The organism is Niallia sp. Man26, from assembly GCF_022049065.2.
Lineage (GTDB): Bacteria > Bacillota > Bacilli > Bacillales > Cytobacillaceae > Niallia.
The window spans coordinates 2,750,041-2,763,379 of record NZ_CP095743.1 but is presented as its reverse complement, the minus strand read 5'-3'; the positions used below and the strand labels follow the sequence as shown (position 1 = coordinate 2,763,379).

Annotated in this window: 10 protein-coding genes; 8 read left to right on the top strand and 2 right to left on the bottom strand. The window is 41.1% G+C overall.

The features are described from left to right. The first annotated feature begins 109 nt into the window (after positions 1 to 109). Positions 110 to 754, top strand: a complete 645-nt coding sequence (locus L8T27_RS14020; protein ID WP_233313028.1) for a DUF421 domain-containing protein — start codon at positions 110 to 112, stop codon at positions 752 to 754. A 21-nt stretch (positions 755 to 775) separates the two neighbouring features. On the opposite strand, the gene spoVB is transcribed toward L8T27_RS14020, so the two are convergent. Next, entirely contained in the window at positions 776 to 2,326 is a 1,551-nt protein-coding gene (gene spoVB / locus L8T27_RS14015; RefSeq protein WP_237941747.1) for a stage V sporulation protein B, read from the bottom strand. A 206-nt stretch (positions 2,327 to 2,532) separates the two neighbouring features. Between spoVB and L8T27_RS14010 the strand changes: the two genes are divergently transcribed. The 7 genes from L8T27_RS14010 to dtd all read left to right on the top strand — a co-directional run bounded on the left by L8T27_RS14010 (position 2,533) and on the right by dtd (position 11,689). Next, positions 2,533 to 2,832, top strand: a complete 300-nt coding sequence (locus tag L8T27_RS14010) for a post-transcriptional regulator (RefSeq protein WP_233313030.1) — start codon at positions 2,533 to 2,535, stop codon at positions 2,830 to 2,832. A gap of 250 nt (positions 2,833 to 3,082) precedes the next feature. Further along, positions 3,083 to 5,329 carry a protein translocase subunit SecDF gene (gene secDF, locus L8T27_RS14005; RefSeq protein WP_237941746.1) on the top strand — a complete coding sequence of 749 codons (2,247 nt, stop codon included), beginning with the start codon at positions 3,083 to 3,085 and terminating at the stop codon, positions 5,327 to 5,329. A gap of 104 nt (positions 5,330 to 5,433) precedes the next feature. Continuing rightward, entirely contained in the window at positions 5,434 to 5,757 is a 324-nt protein-coding gene (locus L8T27_RS14000; protein ID WP_237941745.1) for a LapA family protein, read from the top strand. 132 nt (positions 5,758 to 5,889) lie between these two features. Further along, entirely contained in the window at positions 5,890 to 8,253 is a 2,364-nt protein-coding gene (recJ, locus tag L8T27_RS13995) for a single-stranded-DNA-specific exonuclease RecJ (RefSeq protein ID WP_233313033.1), read from the top strand. Further along, positions 8,244 to 8,756, top strand: a complete 513-nt coding sequence (locus tag L8T27_RS13990) for an adenine phosphoribosyltransferase (RefSeq protein WP_233313034.1) — start codon at positions 8,244 to 8,246, stop codon at positions 8,754 to 8,756. Before recJ ends, L8T27_RS13990 begins: the two co-directional genes overlap by 10 nt. A gap of 285 nt (positions 8,757 to 9,041) precedes the next feature. Next, a complete protein-coding gene (locus tag L8T27_RS13985; protein WP_233313035.1) occupies positions 9,042 to 11,237 on the top strand; it encodes a RelA/SpoT family protein in 2,196 nt (731 codons plus the stop codon). Positions 11,238 to 11,248: 11 nt separating this feature from the next. Beyond that, positions 11,249 to 11,689, top strand: coding sequence for a D-aminoacyl-tRNA deacylase (gene dtd / locus L8T27_RS13980; RefSeq protein ID WP_237941744.1), 441 nt, complete (start codon positions 11,249 to 11,251; stop codon positions 11,687 to 11,689). Positions 11,690 to 11,721: 32 nt separating this feature from the next. Here dtd and L8T27_RS13975 read toward each other — a convergent pair whose 3' ends face one another. After that, on the bottom strand, positions 11,722 to 13,257 hold the full coding sequence (locus L8T27_RS13975; RefSeq protein ID WP_237941743.1) for an N-acetylmuramoyl-L-alanine amidase family protein: 1,536 nt from the start codon (positions 13,255 to 13,257) through the stop codon (positions 11,722 to 11,724). Positions 13,258 to 13,339: the final 82 nt, after the last annotated feature.

Below are 13,339 nucleotides of genomic sequence, written 5' to 3'. Positions count from 1 at the left end.
ACTGTCCTAAATAGAATCATGAATTTGATTACTTCGCATAAAAATCATCGGCGAGAAGAAACTAAAAAGGTTGTTTATTCGAAAAGAAATACTTTTGGGAGGGAATATAATGGAGGAGTATATTGTCATTCTGCTGAGGACTCTATTGCTTTATGCCATCATCGTTCTCGTTTTCCGCATGATGGGTAAACGGGAAATAGGGGAGTTAAGCATTCTTGACTTAGTTGTATATATTATGATTGCAGAAATTGCTGTTGCAGCGATTGAAGATATTAAAACAGAGCTTGTTCCTACTATTTTGCCAATATTTATTCTGCTTCTGATTCAGATTGGTCTGGCAGCTCTTTCCCTTAAAAGTAAAAAAATTAGAGATTTGATTGACGGGAAACCAACCATCATTATCAATAAAGGGAAAATTGATGAAAAAGCAATGCGTTCCCAGCGCTACAATATGGACGATTTACTCCTGCAGCTTCGCGAGAAGGATGTTCGTAATGTTGCTGATGTTGAATTTGCGATATTAGAAACGTCTGGAAAGCTGTCTGTTTTCGAAAAGGAGCCGAACAAATCAGGCGTTACCATTCCTTTAATAATCGATGGGGTCATTCAAGAGGCAAGTCTTAAAGAAATTGGAAAAAGTCATGGCTGGTTACAGCAGGAGCTGAAGAAACAGGGGCATCTAAAGATAGATAAGATATCCTTCTGCAGTTTCCAGGATGATAAATTTTATATTGATTATTTTGACGAAAAATGAGGCAGAGTCAAGACTCTATCCTCATTTTCCTGTCAATATGGGACCGATCCACGGAATCCGTCTAATATCTTCTTTTTTAATGAGCTTAAAAACAAAAAGCAAAATCAGGTACAACAAGCTAATGATAATTGTATCTGCTGCCACCATTAACACAAGGCTGTCTATCCAGCTTAAGTTAGCCAGAAATGCTCCAGCATAGCCGGAAATAAAGATGACAGCAAGCATTTTGGCGTAATCTTTTACATAAATAGAAAATCCTATAGATTTAGTTATAGTAGCGAAATGAAGCAATGTTGTGAGAACAAAGCCGACTATTAAAGCAATGGCTACCCCGTAAATACCGAACTCCGGCCTGCTGGCAAGAAGGAGAATAACGGCTGTTTTCACAGCTGCTCCGATAAAACTGTTTATCATCGCAGCCCTTGCCAAGTTAAGCGCCTGCAGTGCTGCTTGAAGCGGTCCTTGATAGTAGTTCAAGATAAAAAATGGTGCCATCAGCAAAATAAAGGTTGTCCCCTTTGTGCTGCCATACATGACGGTCATTAAAGGCTCTGCCAATGCATACAGCACAATCACAGCAAGTCCGCCTGTCATGAACGTGAACCTTAACGCTTGCTGCAGCAAATAATCTATCGTTTGCTTTTGATTGCTAGCATTGGCTTCACTTATGGCAGGAACAAGCGATGTGGACAGTGATTGTGTGAAAAACGAAGGAAGCATCAAAAGAGGCAGTGCAAATCCTGTTAACACTCCGTATTGCTTCGTAGCATTGACGGCAGTAAGCCCAGCGATAGCCAAGCTTTGCGCCACCACAATAGGCTCTAAAAACCATGCAATACTCCCAATCATTCTGCTTCCTGTAGTAGGAAGGGCAATTTGCATAAGCTCGTTAAAGGTGGTTTTCCCTTTCACTATATACTGCAAGAATTTGTTTCGAAGGGAAAAGCTCTTTTTCCATTTGAAAGAGGCGAGCAAGTAAAGAAGAGAAGCCAATTCTCCAATAACCCCAGCGAGCATCGCTCCTGTAGCAGCATATTCAATTCCCATAGGCAAGAATGCTTTCGTAAGAACAGCTATTAACGTGATGCGGATAACTTGTTCAATTACCTGTGAAACAGCTGCCGGCTTCATCGTTTGTTTCCCTTGGAAATATCCTCTTAGAACAGAAGAGACAGCGATGACAGGAATAATCGGTGCGATGGCCATCATTGGCACTAGTGTTCTTCTGTCATTAAATAATGTTTCAGCCAAATATGGAGCAAGCAAATATAAAAGCGGTGTAAAAACCAATGCAAGTCCAAGTGTCGTTGATAAAGAAACGACAAGTATGGATTTGACTTTGCGCTGATTCCCTTCCGCATATGCTTCTGCCACGTTTTTTGAAATGGCGACAGGCAGTCCAAGTTGAGTGATGGTCACGACTAAAATGAGTGTGGGATATACCATCATGTACAGCCCGACTCCATCTTCCCCTATAAATCGGGCAATAACGATGCGATTGATAAAACCTAAAACTCTAGTGATCAGTCCTGCTGCTAGCAGTATAATGGTGCCTTTCAAAAACTTAGACATTCTATTTCCCTGCCTTCTCAAATAACGAATAATGCTATACAATTAACTATATGCATTCATGTGGACAAAGCATGACAAGTATATAAAGGAATTTGAAAAGAAGCAGAGATTGGATCGAAAAGGAACTATTGCCTTTCATCATGAAAAACGTAAGAGGTTTATGATAAGAGGAAAAGGACCATCATGTTAAAGGAGCTGTTTGAAAGATGCCATCTGAGCATTTGTATGATCATTTTCGCCATCAAGTGAAGCCAGCGCTGAAGAGCAAGCTGGAGGAATTTCATCTACTGGGCTATGACACTATAGATGAGAACGAACTATGGTTCTTCTTAACGAAGAAAAAGTGGAAGAAAACCTCAACGGACTACAGGATTGCAGAAATTGTTCAAGATGTAATGAATGTTAAAGTATTAGACTTCATGAATTTTGCCACAGTGGAAGCCTACAAGGCAGACGACTATTTCTCTGTGCTTTCAGAGGAGGAAAAAAAGGAGCTGCTAAAATAACCTTTACATACAGAGCATTTGTGAATTTTTTGTGAAGAAGTTCGATAATTTTTAGTACAAATTGACAGCACTCATAAACTGTTTCATAATGTTTTATTATAGAAAGAAAATGTTTAATTAACGAAGAATTCATGAACAAATTCTGTAATGAATAGTGCTTGCCGTCCTGTCAAGCTGTCAGGATGGCTTAAGCTTGTCAATAGGTGTAATCATATGTACGCCTTTTTAGAACGAGGAGGAAAAATACATAATGGTAAAGCGGAGCAGAATAGTTGCCTTCCTATTAATTGTAGTTGTCTTTGCAGGATTGATGGGAGGAACAACAAATAATATTTTAAAGGATATTAAACTTGGTCTTGATCTCCAAGGTGGTTTTGAGGTTCTTTATAAAGTAGAACCAATAGATGGGAAAAAGATTAATACGGATATTCTTAACAGTACGGCTCAAGCCTTAGATAAGCGAATCAACGTGCTCGGTGTCAGCGAACCAAGCATTCAAATCGAAGGAAAGGACCGCATCCGTGTACAGCTAGCAGGCATAACTGATCAGAATAAGGCACGGGAATTGCTGTCGACAGAAGCGAACCTGTCGTTCCGTGATGTTAACGATAAAAAGCTGATGGATGGTTCTGACTTAGTACAAGGCGGAGCTGAACAGGTATTTGATGAATATGGTAAACCTAGTGTTTCCTTAAAGCTGAAGAGTGCTGAGAAATTTAAGGACGTAACGACAGAAGTGCTTGGAAATCCGCTTGTCATCTGGCTCGATTATGAAGAAGGCGATTCCTATGCGGAAGAAGCAACAAAAGCTGATCCTAAATTCCTGTCTAACCCAATGGTAAGCAGTGTATTGAACACAGATACCGTTTCGATTACAGGGAACTTTACGATTGAAGAAGCGAAGACATTGGCTGAGCTTCTGGATGCGGGAGCTCTTCCTGTTAAGCTGACTGAGGTTTATTCAACAAGCGTTGGAGCCCAGTTTGGTGACCAGGCTCTTAAAGAAACAGTATTTGCCGGCATTGTTGGTGTTGGACTTGTGTTCTTGTTTATGCTGTTCTACTACCGTTTGCCAGGCTTAATTGCAGTCATCACCCTGTCTATATTCGTATACTTAAATCTGCTTGTTATTGATTTAATTAACGGGGTACTGACACTGCCGGGAATTGCCGCCCTAATACTTGGTGTCGGTATGGCGGTTGACGCCAATATCATCACATATGAACGGATTAAGGATGAACTTAAAGTAGGGAAAACACTGAAATCGGCTTACCAAGCTGGTAACAAAAACTCAATATCCACCATTATTGATGCTAACCTTACAACGATTCTTGCGTCCGTTATCTTATTTGCATATGGTACAAGCTCTGTTAGAGGATTTGCGACATTGCTGATTGTCAGTATTCTAGTGAGCTTTATCACGGCAGTATATGGGACAAGATTGTTGCTTGGGCTTATTGTTAACAGCAAAGCATTCAACAAGAGACCGTCATGGTTTGGTGTCAATAAGAAGGATATTAAGCATATTGGCGAAAACTACGATACACTTACATTGCCGACGAAATTTGACCGTATTGACTTTGTAAAATACAAAAACGTATTCTTTGGAATATCAAGCGTGCTTGTTGTTGTAGGTATCATTGTTATTGCTGTGTTTAGACTTAACCTTGGCATCGACTTTGCAGCGGGTTCACGGGTGGAAATAAGCTCTGAGAAACCATTGACAACAGAAGCGGTTCAAGCAGATATGGATGCTCTTGGCATTACAGCAGATGATATCACTATTTCTGGTGAAAATAATGACAGAGCTGCAATCCGCATAAAAGGGGATATGAGTCAAAGCAAAGTCGCAGAACTTAAAACGACTCTGCATGATAAATACGGCTCCGATCCGAATGTCAGCACCGTATCACCTACAGTCGGAAAAGAGCTGGCCAAAAATGCGTTCTATGCCATCATTTTAGCATCACTAGGGATAATACTTTATGTAACAATCCGTTTTGAAATATATATGGCATTAGCAGCTATTATCGCCCTGCTTCATGATGCATTCTTTATCATTGTCATCTTCAGCTTTACAAGGCTTGAAGTTGATATTACATTTATCGCGGCAGTACTTACGATTGTCGGGTATTCTATTAACGACACGATTGTTACGTTCGACCGTATCCGCGAAAACCTTGTGAAAAAGAAAAGAATTACGACTGCGAAGGAAATCAAAGATATTATCAATACAAGTATCCGCCAAACATTTACACGCTCCCTCAATACAGTTCTCACAGTTGTTATCTGTGTAATTGCTTTGTTGATTTTTGGAAGCGAGTCAATCCGAAACTTCTCATTAGCTTTATTGATTGGTTTAATTGGCGGTGCATACTCTTCTATCTTTATCGCATCCCAGTTATGGTTTGTATGGAAGAAAAAAGAGCTTAAGAAAAAAGGCGTTCTGATTACGGTTAAAGAAAAACGTGTAAGTTCAGATGAGCCGCAAGTATAAGTTTGATTTAAGACAGGTCCTTGATTGAAGGACCTGTCTTTTTAGTTTAATACCTGCATATTATGGGAAAGTTATAGGGAAGGACTTAGTATTGGAGGTAGCTTATGAAAATCCAATGGAACTTATTATTTGGCATTGTTTTTGCACTTATAGTAGCTGTTTTTGCTGTGATAAATGTTGATTCTGTTACAGTGAACTATTTATTTGGAACAGGAGAATGGCCGCTCATTCTCGTAATTCTAATCTCCGTATTGCTGGGAGGACTTATGATAGGCTCTGCTGGCTTGATAAAAATTTATTCGTTGCAGAGAAAATGGAAGGCTGCAGTTAAGGAAAACGAGTCACTTCAATTGCGGCTGCAAGAGCTTGAACCAGTACAAGCTGGTGAGGCAGAACCAGTAGAGACAATAGCTGCTCCAACAAAATAATTTCACACACAAAAAAGCTTATGCTCAGCAATGGCATAAGCTTTTTTGTGTGTAATCAAAGTCTGTTTCTTCCACTATCAAACATTGAAAGGATTAACTCATACTTGTATAATGATAGATTGAGGTGATAAGATGCTTCATCCTAAATCTAGATGGATTACAGAAAAGAAAAATAATGATAATGCTGCAATACTTGCAGACCAGTTAAAAATCACACCTCTTGTAGCAAGTTTACTCGTAAACAGAGGGTATGATAGCCTTGAAAAGGCAAAAGCATTTTTATACAGCATAGATGAGTTTCATGACCCATTTTTAATGAAGGGCATGGATATAGCAGTAAACCGCATAAAGCATGCCATCGATAAACAAGAGCCAATCCTTATATTTGGCGACTATGACGCAGATGGTGTAACAAGCACCACTGTTATGATGAAAACATTGGAGGATCTAGGCGCCGATGTTCAATTTTATATACCCAATCGTTTTACAGAAGGCTATGGACCGAATGAAGGGGCATTTCGATATGCAGCAAGCATCGGCATTAAGCTGATTGTTACAGTGGATACGGGAATAGCTGCTGTCAAGGAAGCAGATGTGGCGAAAGAGCTAGGGATAGACTATATCGTGACAGACCACCATGAGCCTGGATTAGTTCTTCCAGATGCGCTAGCAATCATTCATCCAAGATTGGATGGGAGCGAGTATCCTTTCCATGAGCTTGCCGGAGTCGGTGTTGCTTTAAAAGTTGCGCATGCGCTATACGGCGAACTCCCAGAGCATCTTCTGCAATTTGCTGCAATTGGGACAATTGCCGACCTTGTATCACTGACAGGGGAAAACCGGATTATCGCCAAACTTGGAATCAAGAAGTTGAAGCAGACTGCTAACATCGGCTTGCAGGCATTACTGAAGCAGATGAAGACAGAAGCAAGCGGGATAGATGAGGAAACAATCGGATTTATGATTGCCCCTAGGATAAATGCTGTTGGCCGGCTCGACAGTGCTGACCCTGCCGTTGAACTGCTCTTAACAGATGACCCAGACCTTGCTGCATCTCTTGCAGAAGAGATGGAAGCGATAAATAAAGAACGGCAGGCAATCGTTAACCAAATTACGGAGGAAGCGATTGAACAAGTTGAGACGCTGTATCCGTTGGCCGAAAACCGGGTGATTATCGTCGGTAAAGAGGGATGGAATCCGGGAGTAGTCGGTATTGTGGCTTCAAGGCTAGTCGAGAAATTTTACAGACCTACCATTGTTCTCGGCTTTGATCAGGAAAAAGGTATTGCAAAGGGGTCGGCACGCAGTATTGCCGGATTTGATTTATACCAGAATCTGTCTACATGCAGAGAGATACTTCCCCATTTCGGCGGACATCCGATGGCAGCAGGGATGACACTTGCATTGGAGGATGTGGATCAGCTTCGTCAGCGCTTGAACCAACTCGCTTTTGACAAGCTTGTTCCTGAAGATTTAGTTCCATTAACAGCCGTTGATATGGAGATTGACCTTAAAGATGCGCATTTACAAGCCATTGAGGAAATGCAGCTGCTTGCGCCATTTGGTGTCGATAATGCTAAGCCGCGGATTGTGATGGATTCTGTTGAGATAAGCACTATAAGGAAGATTGGAGCTAACCAGAATCATTTGAAGGTGCAATTTCAGCAGGAAGACACAAGCCTTGATGGAATTGGGTTTGGGATTGGCGAGCTTTATGACCATATATCGCCAAGTGCAAAGGTGTCTGTACTAGGACAGCTTTCTATCAATGAATGGAATAATATAAAAAAGCCGCAAATATTTATTCAGGATATTGCTGTAAAGCATTGGCAGCTTTTCGATTACCGAGGTATTAGAAATTTGGAGAAGCTCGCATCTGCCATACCAGGGAACAGTGCAACATGGATTTTCTTTCACAAGGATTCGGCAACACCTGAGGCTCTTAATTCTATTTCTGATTATAAAATTATTGAAAATCTTGATGATGCAGCATCCTTCCAAACCGAAAATCGCATACTAGTACTGGCAGACTTTCCGCATAGCAAAGATATCGTTCAACAATTGTTAGCTAGTACTGCCCCTGAACGAATATATGCAAGCTTTTTTAAGCAGGACAGCGACTTTTTCAGCACGATGCCGACAAGGGATCACTTTAAATGGTACTACGCTTTTCTTGCAAAGCAAAATGGCTTTGACCTTAAAAAGTATGGCGGAGAGCTTGCGAAACGCCAAGGCTGGAGCAAAGAAACAATTGTTTTTATGTCAAAGGTGTTTTTTGAGCTGAATTTTGTTACAATGAAGGATGGGTTTATTACGCTGAATAAGAATAGCAATAGAAGAGATTTAACAGAGTCTCCTTCTTTCCAACAGAAACAAGCACAATTTTCGCTCGAAAATGAATTAATATACTCGTCTTATGAGCAGTTAAAGAATTGGTTTGATCTTATTCTTCAGAAATCCGTTAAGAATGAGGAGGAAGTGCAAGAATGGATTTAAAACAGTATGTAACAATTGTGGAAGATTGGCCAAAACCGGGCATTCGTTTCAAAGATATTACCACACTTATGGATAATGGTGATGCATATAAATACGCAACAGATAAAATTGTTGAGTACGCTAAAGAAAAGGAAATCGATATTGTTGTCGGACCAGAAGCTCGCGGCTTTATCATCGGCTGTCCTGTTGCTTATTCATTAGGAGTAGGCTTTGCGCCAGTTCGTAAAGAAGGAAAGCTGCCAAGAGAAACAATCAAGGTTTCTTACGGCTTGGAGTACGGCAAGGATGTGCTGACAATCCATAAGGATGCAATTAAGCCTGGCCAAAGAGTCCTAATTACTGATGACTTGCTTGCAACAGGCGGCACAATTGAGGCTACAATAAAGCTTGTAGAAGAATTGGGCGGTGTAGTAGCTGGGATTGCCTTCTTGATTGAATTGTCTTACCTAGAAGGACGCAAAAACCTTGATGGCTATGATATTTTGACATTGATGGAATATTAATAACGAAGAAGAGCGCTGTGATAGCGCTCTTTTTTTTGCAATAAAAAAGCATCGGGAACTTTCGACTGTTTTCGACAAAAATTCTAATGTTTTGCAAAAAAATTACATGGATTCTCTTTACATTCTCTCTCTTTTTTTTAATAATAGAAATAATCATTCTAAAATTGTTTTAATTCTATTAAAAATTGCATGATGCAATATAAGGAAAAACATATAGCGGGATAGATAAATAGTCGAACTTATGATAAATTCTAATAATACACTCGGAATATGAAAGGTGATTACATGGCGAATGATCAAGTGTTAACCGCCGAACAAGTCATCGATAAGACTAAAGGATATTTAAACGAAGAGCATACAAAATTCATACAAAAAGCCTATGATTTTGCCCAAAATGCTCATCGTGAACAATATAGAAAATCTGGGGAGCCATATATAATCCACCCTATTCAAGTGGCAGGGATTCTTGCTGATTTGCAGATGGATCCGGCTACTGTTGCTGCAGGTTTTCTCCATGATGTTGTTGAAGATACCGATATCACATTAGAGGATATTAGTGACAGCTTTAGCAATGAAGTGGCCATGCTCGTTGACGGCGTTACGAAACTAGGGAAAATCAAATACAAATCCCATGAAGAACAACAAGCAGAGAACCATCGCAAAATGTTTGTCGCAATGGCGCAGGATATACGAGTCATACTGATTAAGCTTGCCGACAGACTTCATAACATGCGAACGCTAAAGCATCTTCCTGCAGAGAAGCAGCGCCGCATTTCAAATGAAACGCTTGAGATTTTCGCTCCATTAGCCCACAGACTAGGGATATCTACAATTAAATGGGAGCTTGAAGATACAGCTCTACGTTATATGAATCCACAGCAATATTATCGAATTGTTAACTTAATGAAGAAAAAGCGCGCTGAGCGTGAACAATATTTAGAAGAAGTTGTTTCCGAAATACGGGAAGGCACGGATGAAGTAAAAATTCAATCTGACATTTCGGGACGTCCAAAGCATATATACAGCATTTACCGCAAGATGGTGCTGCAAAACAAGCAGTTCAACGAGATTTATGATCTTTTGGCAGTGCGCATTGTGGTAAACAGCATCAAAGACTGCTATGCCGTGCTTGGAATTATTCATACACGCTGGAAGCCGATGCCAGGACGCTTCAAAGACTATATCGCGATGCCTAAAGCTAATATGTACCAATCCTTGCATACAACAGTGATTGGGCCGAAGGGTGACCCGCTGGAAGTGCAAATACGCACAACAGAAATGCATCGAATTGCAGAGTTCGGGATTGCCGCACACTGGGCATATAAAGAAGGAAAAACAGTTGATGAAGGCTCCTCCTTTGAAGAGAAGCTGTCATGGTTTAGAGAAATTCTCGACTTCCAGGAAGACAGTATTAATGCCGAGGAGTTTATGGAAAGTCTGAAAATCGATTTGTTTTCCGATATGGTATTTGTGTTTACCCCAAAAGGCGATGTATTTGAGTTGCCTTCAGGCTCCGTTCCGATTGACTTTGCTTATCGAATTCACTCGGAAATCGGTAATAAAACAATTGGTGCCAAGGTTAACGGCAAGATGGTTACACTTGATTATAAGTTAAAGACTGGCGATATCGTCGAAATTCATACAAGCAAGCATTCATATGGTCCTAGCCAAGACTGGATCAAGATTGCACAAACCTCACAAGCAAAAAATAAAATCAGGCAGTTCTTCAAAAAGCAGCGCAAAGAGGAGAACGTGGAAAAGGGCAAGGAGCTTGTCGAGAAAGAAATCCGCAATATGGAGTTTGATCTGAAGGAAATTCTTACCCCTGATAATATTAAGACAGTGCTTGAGAAGTTCAATTTTGTTGGTGAAGAGGATATGTATGCTGCTGTCGGTTACAATGGCATAACAGCCCTTCAAGTCGCCAACCGCCTTACAGAGAAATGGCGCAAGAAGCGTGATGCGGAGCAGTCTGCAACAATATCTAATGCTGTTGCTGAATTAAAGTCATTTCCTAGTGCGAAAAAACGTGCTTCTGGAGTGCGGGTAACCGGGATTGACAACCTGCTAATCAGGCTGTCACGCTGCTGTAACCCAGTGCCAGGCGATGAGATTGTCGGCTTCATTACAAAAGGACGAGGCGTTTCTGTTCACCGCTCAGATTGTACTAATATCGATACCGAGGATGCAAAAGCAAGACTGATTCCTGTTGAATGGGAAACAGCGCTGAATGATCGGAAAGAATATAATGTGGAAATTGAGATAAGCGGATATGACAGAAGAGGCCTTTTAAATGAGGTTCTTCAGGCAGTTAACGAATCGCAAACGAATATTTCTGCTGTTTCAGGCAAATCTGACCGCAATAAAATGGCAACCATCACGATGTCTATTCTCATTCTGAATGTCAATCACCTCCATAAAGTGGTGGAGCGGATTAAGCAGATACCTGATGTCTATTCTGTACGTAGAATCATGAACTAAGGAGAAACGGTATGCGTATTGTGTTGCAAAGAGTGAAAGAAGCAAAAGTGGAAGTCGACGGGAAAACCGTTGGACAAATTGATAAGGGCTATATGCTCCTCGTTGGCGTCACACATGATGACACAGCAGAGGATGCAGCCAAGCTTGTAGATAAAATTGCTCATCTGCGAATTTTTGATGATGAGGATGGGAAAATGAATCACAGCATAATGGAGGTTGAAGGCGCTATTTTGTCTGTTTCCCAGTTTACTCTGTATGGAGATACGCGAAAAGGGAGACGGCCGAACTTTATGAATGCCGCCAAACCGGATTATGCAGTAAATCTATACGATCAATTTAATCTTATGCTGAGGGAAAAGGGCTTGCATGTGGAGACAGGTGTTTTCGGTGCCATGATGTATGTCTCATTGGTGAATGATGGCCCTGTTACTCTTATACTCGAAAGCAAATAAAAGAACCGTTCCGATTGGAACGGTTCTTTTTATTATTGGAAATAGCTTTCGAGCCCTTCATAAATGGCTGCGGAAACTGTCTCCTGGTATTTTTGGGACGAAACAAGCGCCTCTTCTTGCTGGTTGCTTAAATAACCAAGCTCTAAAAGCGTTGCTGGTTGTGTGTTTTCTCTAAGAACAAAATAATCGTTCTTCCTTACACCTCTGTCCTTTAATTGGGTTGCTTCAATAATGTTTTCATGCAGACTGTTGGCAAGCTCCTTTTGGGAAGAGCTGTAATAATAGCTTGTCATCCCTCGGACGCTGCTGTCCTTTATGCTGTCATAATGGATGCTGATAAAGGCGTCAGCTTTATAGAAGCTGCTCATATTGACACGGTCCTGCAACGAGATAAAAAAGTCATTCTGTCTTGTCATCACCACATTGCTGCCAGCAGCCTGCAGTTTTTCAGCAAGAAGGTTGGCTGTTCGGATTGTCAGCGTTTTTTCCAATGTGCCGACAGCTCCGATCGTTCCGCTGTCTTTACCGCCATGACCAGGATCGATGACAATTGTTTTTCCTTTTAAGTCGCCTGTTTTGTTACTGTCTTGTGAGGAAGGTGCTGTTTGCTTTTCAGCAGATTCTGACACTATCCAGCTGGCTACATAGCCGGCTTGACCGTCTGCCAGCTCAATTTTATACCAGTCGCCAATCTCTTCTGTTGCTTTAAAGGAATCCCCTTCACTTGCAATACTTAAGACTGAGGCTTGTACGGATGCTTCACTCCGAATGTTTGTCCCATCATGAAGAATAGTAACAGATGCATCAATTGGTTTTGCAGAAATGTTTTCTACCTCGCTGTCCTCAGTCAGCAAGGTTTTAGACACCCAGCCAGTATTGCCTGAAAATTGGATTTTAGCCCAATCTCCATCCTCTGCTACTATATGTATTACCGTTCCTTTTGCCAGCTTGCCAATGACTACTCCATTCAAAGAAGCTGTGTCACGAACGTTTATATCATCGTCAGCTACAATCGCAGTTTGGCCGTCTGTTTGTGAGACGTCCGTTGTGTCTGAAGTGTTTTGCGCGCCGCCGATAATATATTGGCTGTTAACCCAGCCTGTTCCGAGCGCTGTTTGGATTTCAGCCCAGTCTCCTTCATTTGAAAGAATGGTGACAGGAGTATCTTTGCTGAGTGTTGTGATAACCTGATACTCGGTTCCAGGTCCTTTGCGCAGTCTTAATCCATTTTCAGAAATGGTTCCTTCTGAAGCTGTGACGCTGTCTGTTTGCGTATTGGGAGCATCATTACTCGAACCTTCAGACTTTGTTACTAAGTAGGCTGCCACCCAGCCGGCTTGACCATTTCCTAAATCGATTTCCAGCCAGTCCCCATTGTCAGTCAGCACTTTATAGCTTGTGCCTATTTCCATTTTCCCAATAATTGAATCATCAAGGCTAGGACCTTCTCTTATATTAAGGACTGTCGTCGATTGCACAGATAGACTGCTTTCCGCTTTAGCTTGGATTGCAGGAATCAGCATTAGCATCATAATGGGAATTATCCATATATGCTGTTTCTTTATCATTTGATAGCTTCTCCTCCCTTCCTTGAAAGAGCATAGTTAGTTGCATTTTAATACATTTCTCTTTCAAGATACAATCTCCTTT

Coding starts and splice junctions, on each gene's coding strand:
- L8T27_RS14020 (WP_233313028.1), top strand. CDS start 110: ATGGAGGAGTATATTGTCATTCTGCTGAGGACTCTATTGCTTTATGCC.
- spoVB (WP_237941747.1), bottom strand. CDS start 2,326: ATGTCTAAGTTTTTGAAAGGCACCATTATACTGCTAGCAGCAGGACTG.
- L8T27_RS14010 (WP_233313030.1), top strand. CDS start 2,533: ATGCCATCTGAGCATTTGTATGATCATTTTCGCCATCAAGTGAAGCCA.
- secDF (WP_237941746.1), top strand. CDS start 3,083: ATGGTAAAGCGGAGCAGAATAGTTGCCTTCCTATTAATTGTAGTTGTC.
- L8T27_RS14000 (WP_237941745.1), top strand. CDS start 5,434: ATGAAAATCCAATGGAACTTATTATTTGGCATTGTTTTTGCACTTATA.
- recJ (WP_233313033.1), top strand. CDS start 5,890: ATGCTTCATCCTAAATCTAGATGGATTACAGAAAAGAAAAATAATGAT.
- L8T27_RS13990 (WP_233313034.1), top strand. CDS start 8,244: ATGGATTTAAAACAGTATGTAACAATTGTGGAAGATTGGCCAAAACCG.
- L8T27_RS13985 (WP_233313035.1), top strand. CDS start 9,042: ATGGCGAATGATCAAGTGTTAACCGCCGAACAAGTCATCGATAAGACT.
- dtd (WP_237941744.1), top strand. CDS start 11,249: ATGCGTATTGTGTTGCAAAGAGTGAAAGAAGCAAAAGTGGAAGTCGAC.
- L8T27_RS13975 (WP_237941743.1), bottom strand. CDS start 13,257: ATGATAAAGAAACAGCATATATGGATAATTCCCATTATGATGCTAATG.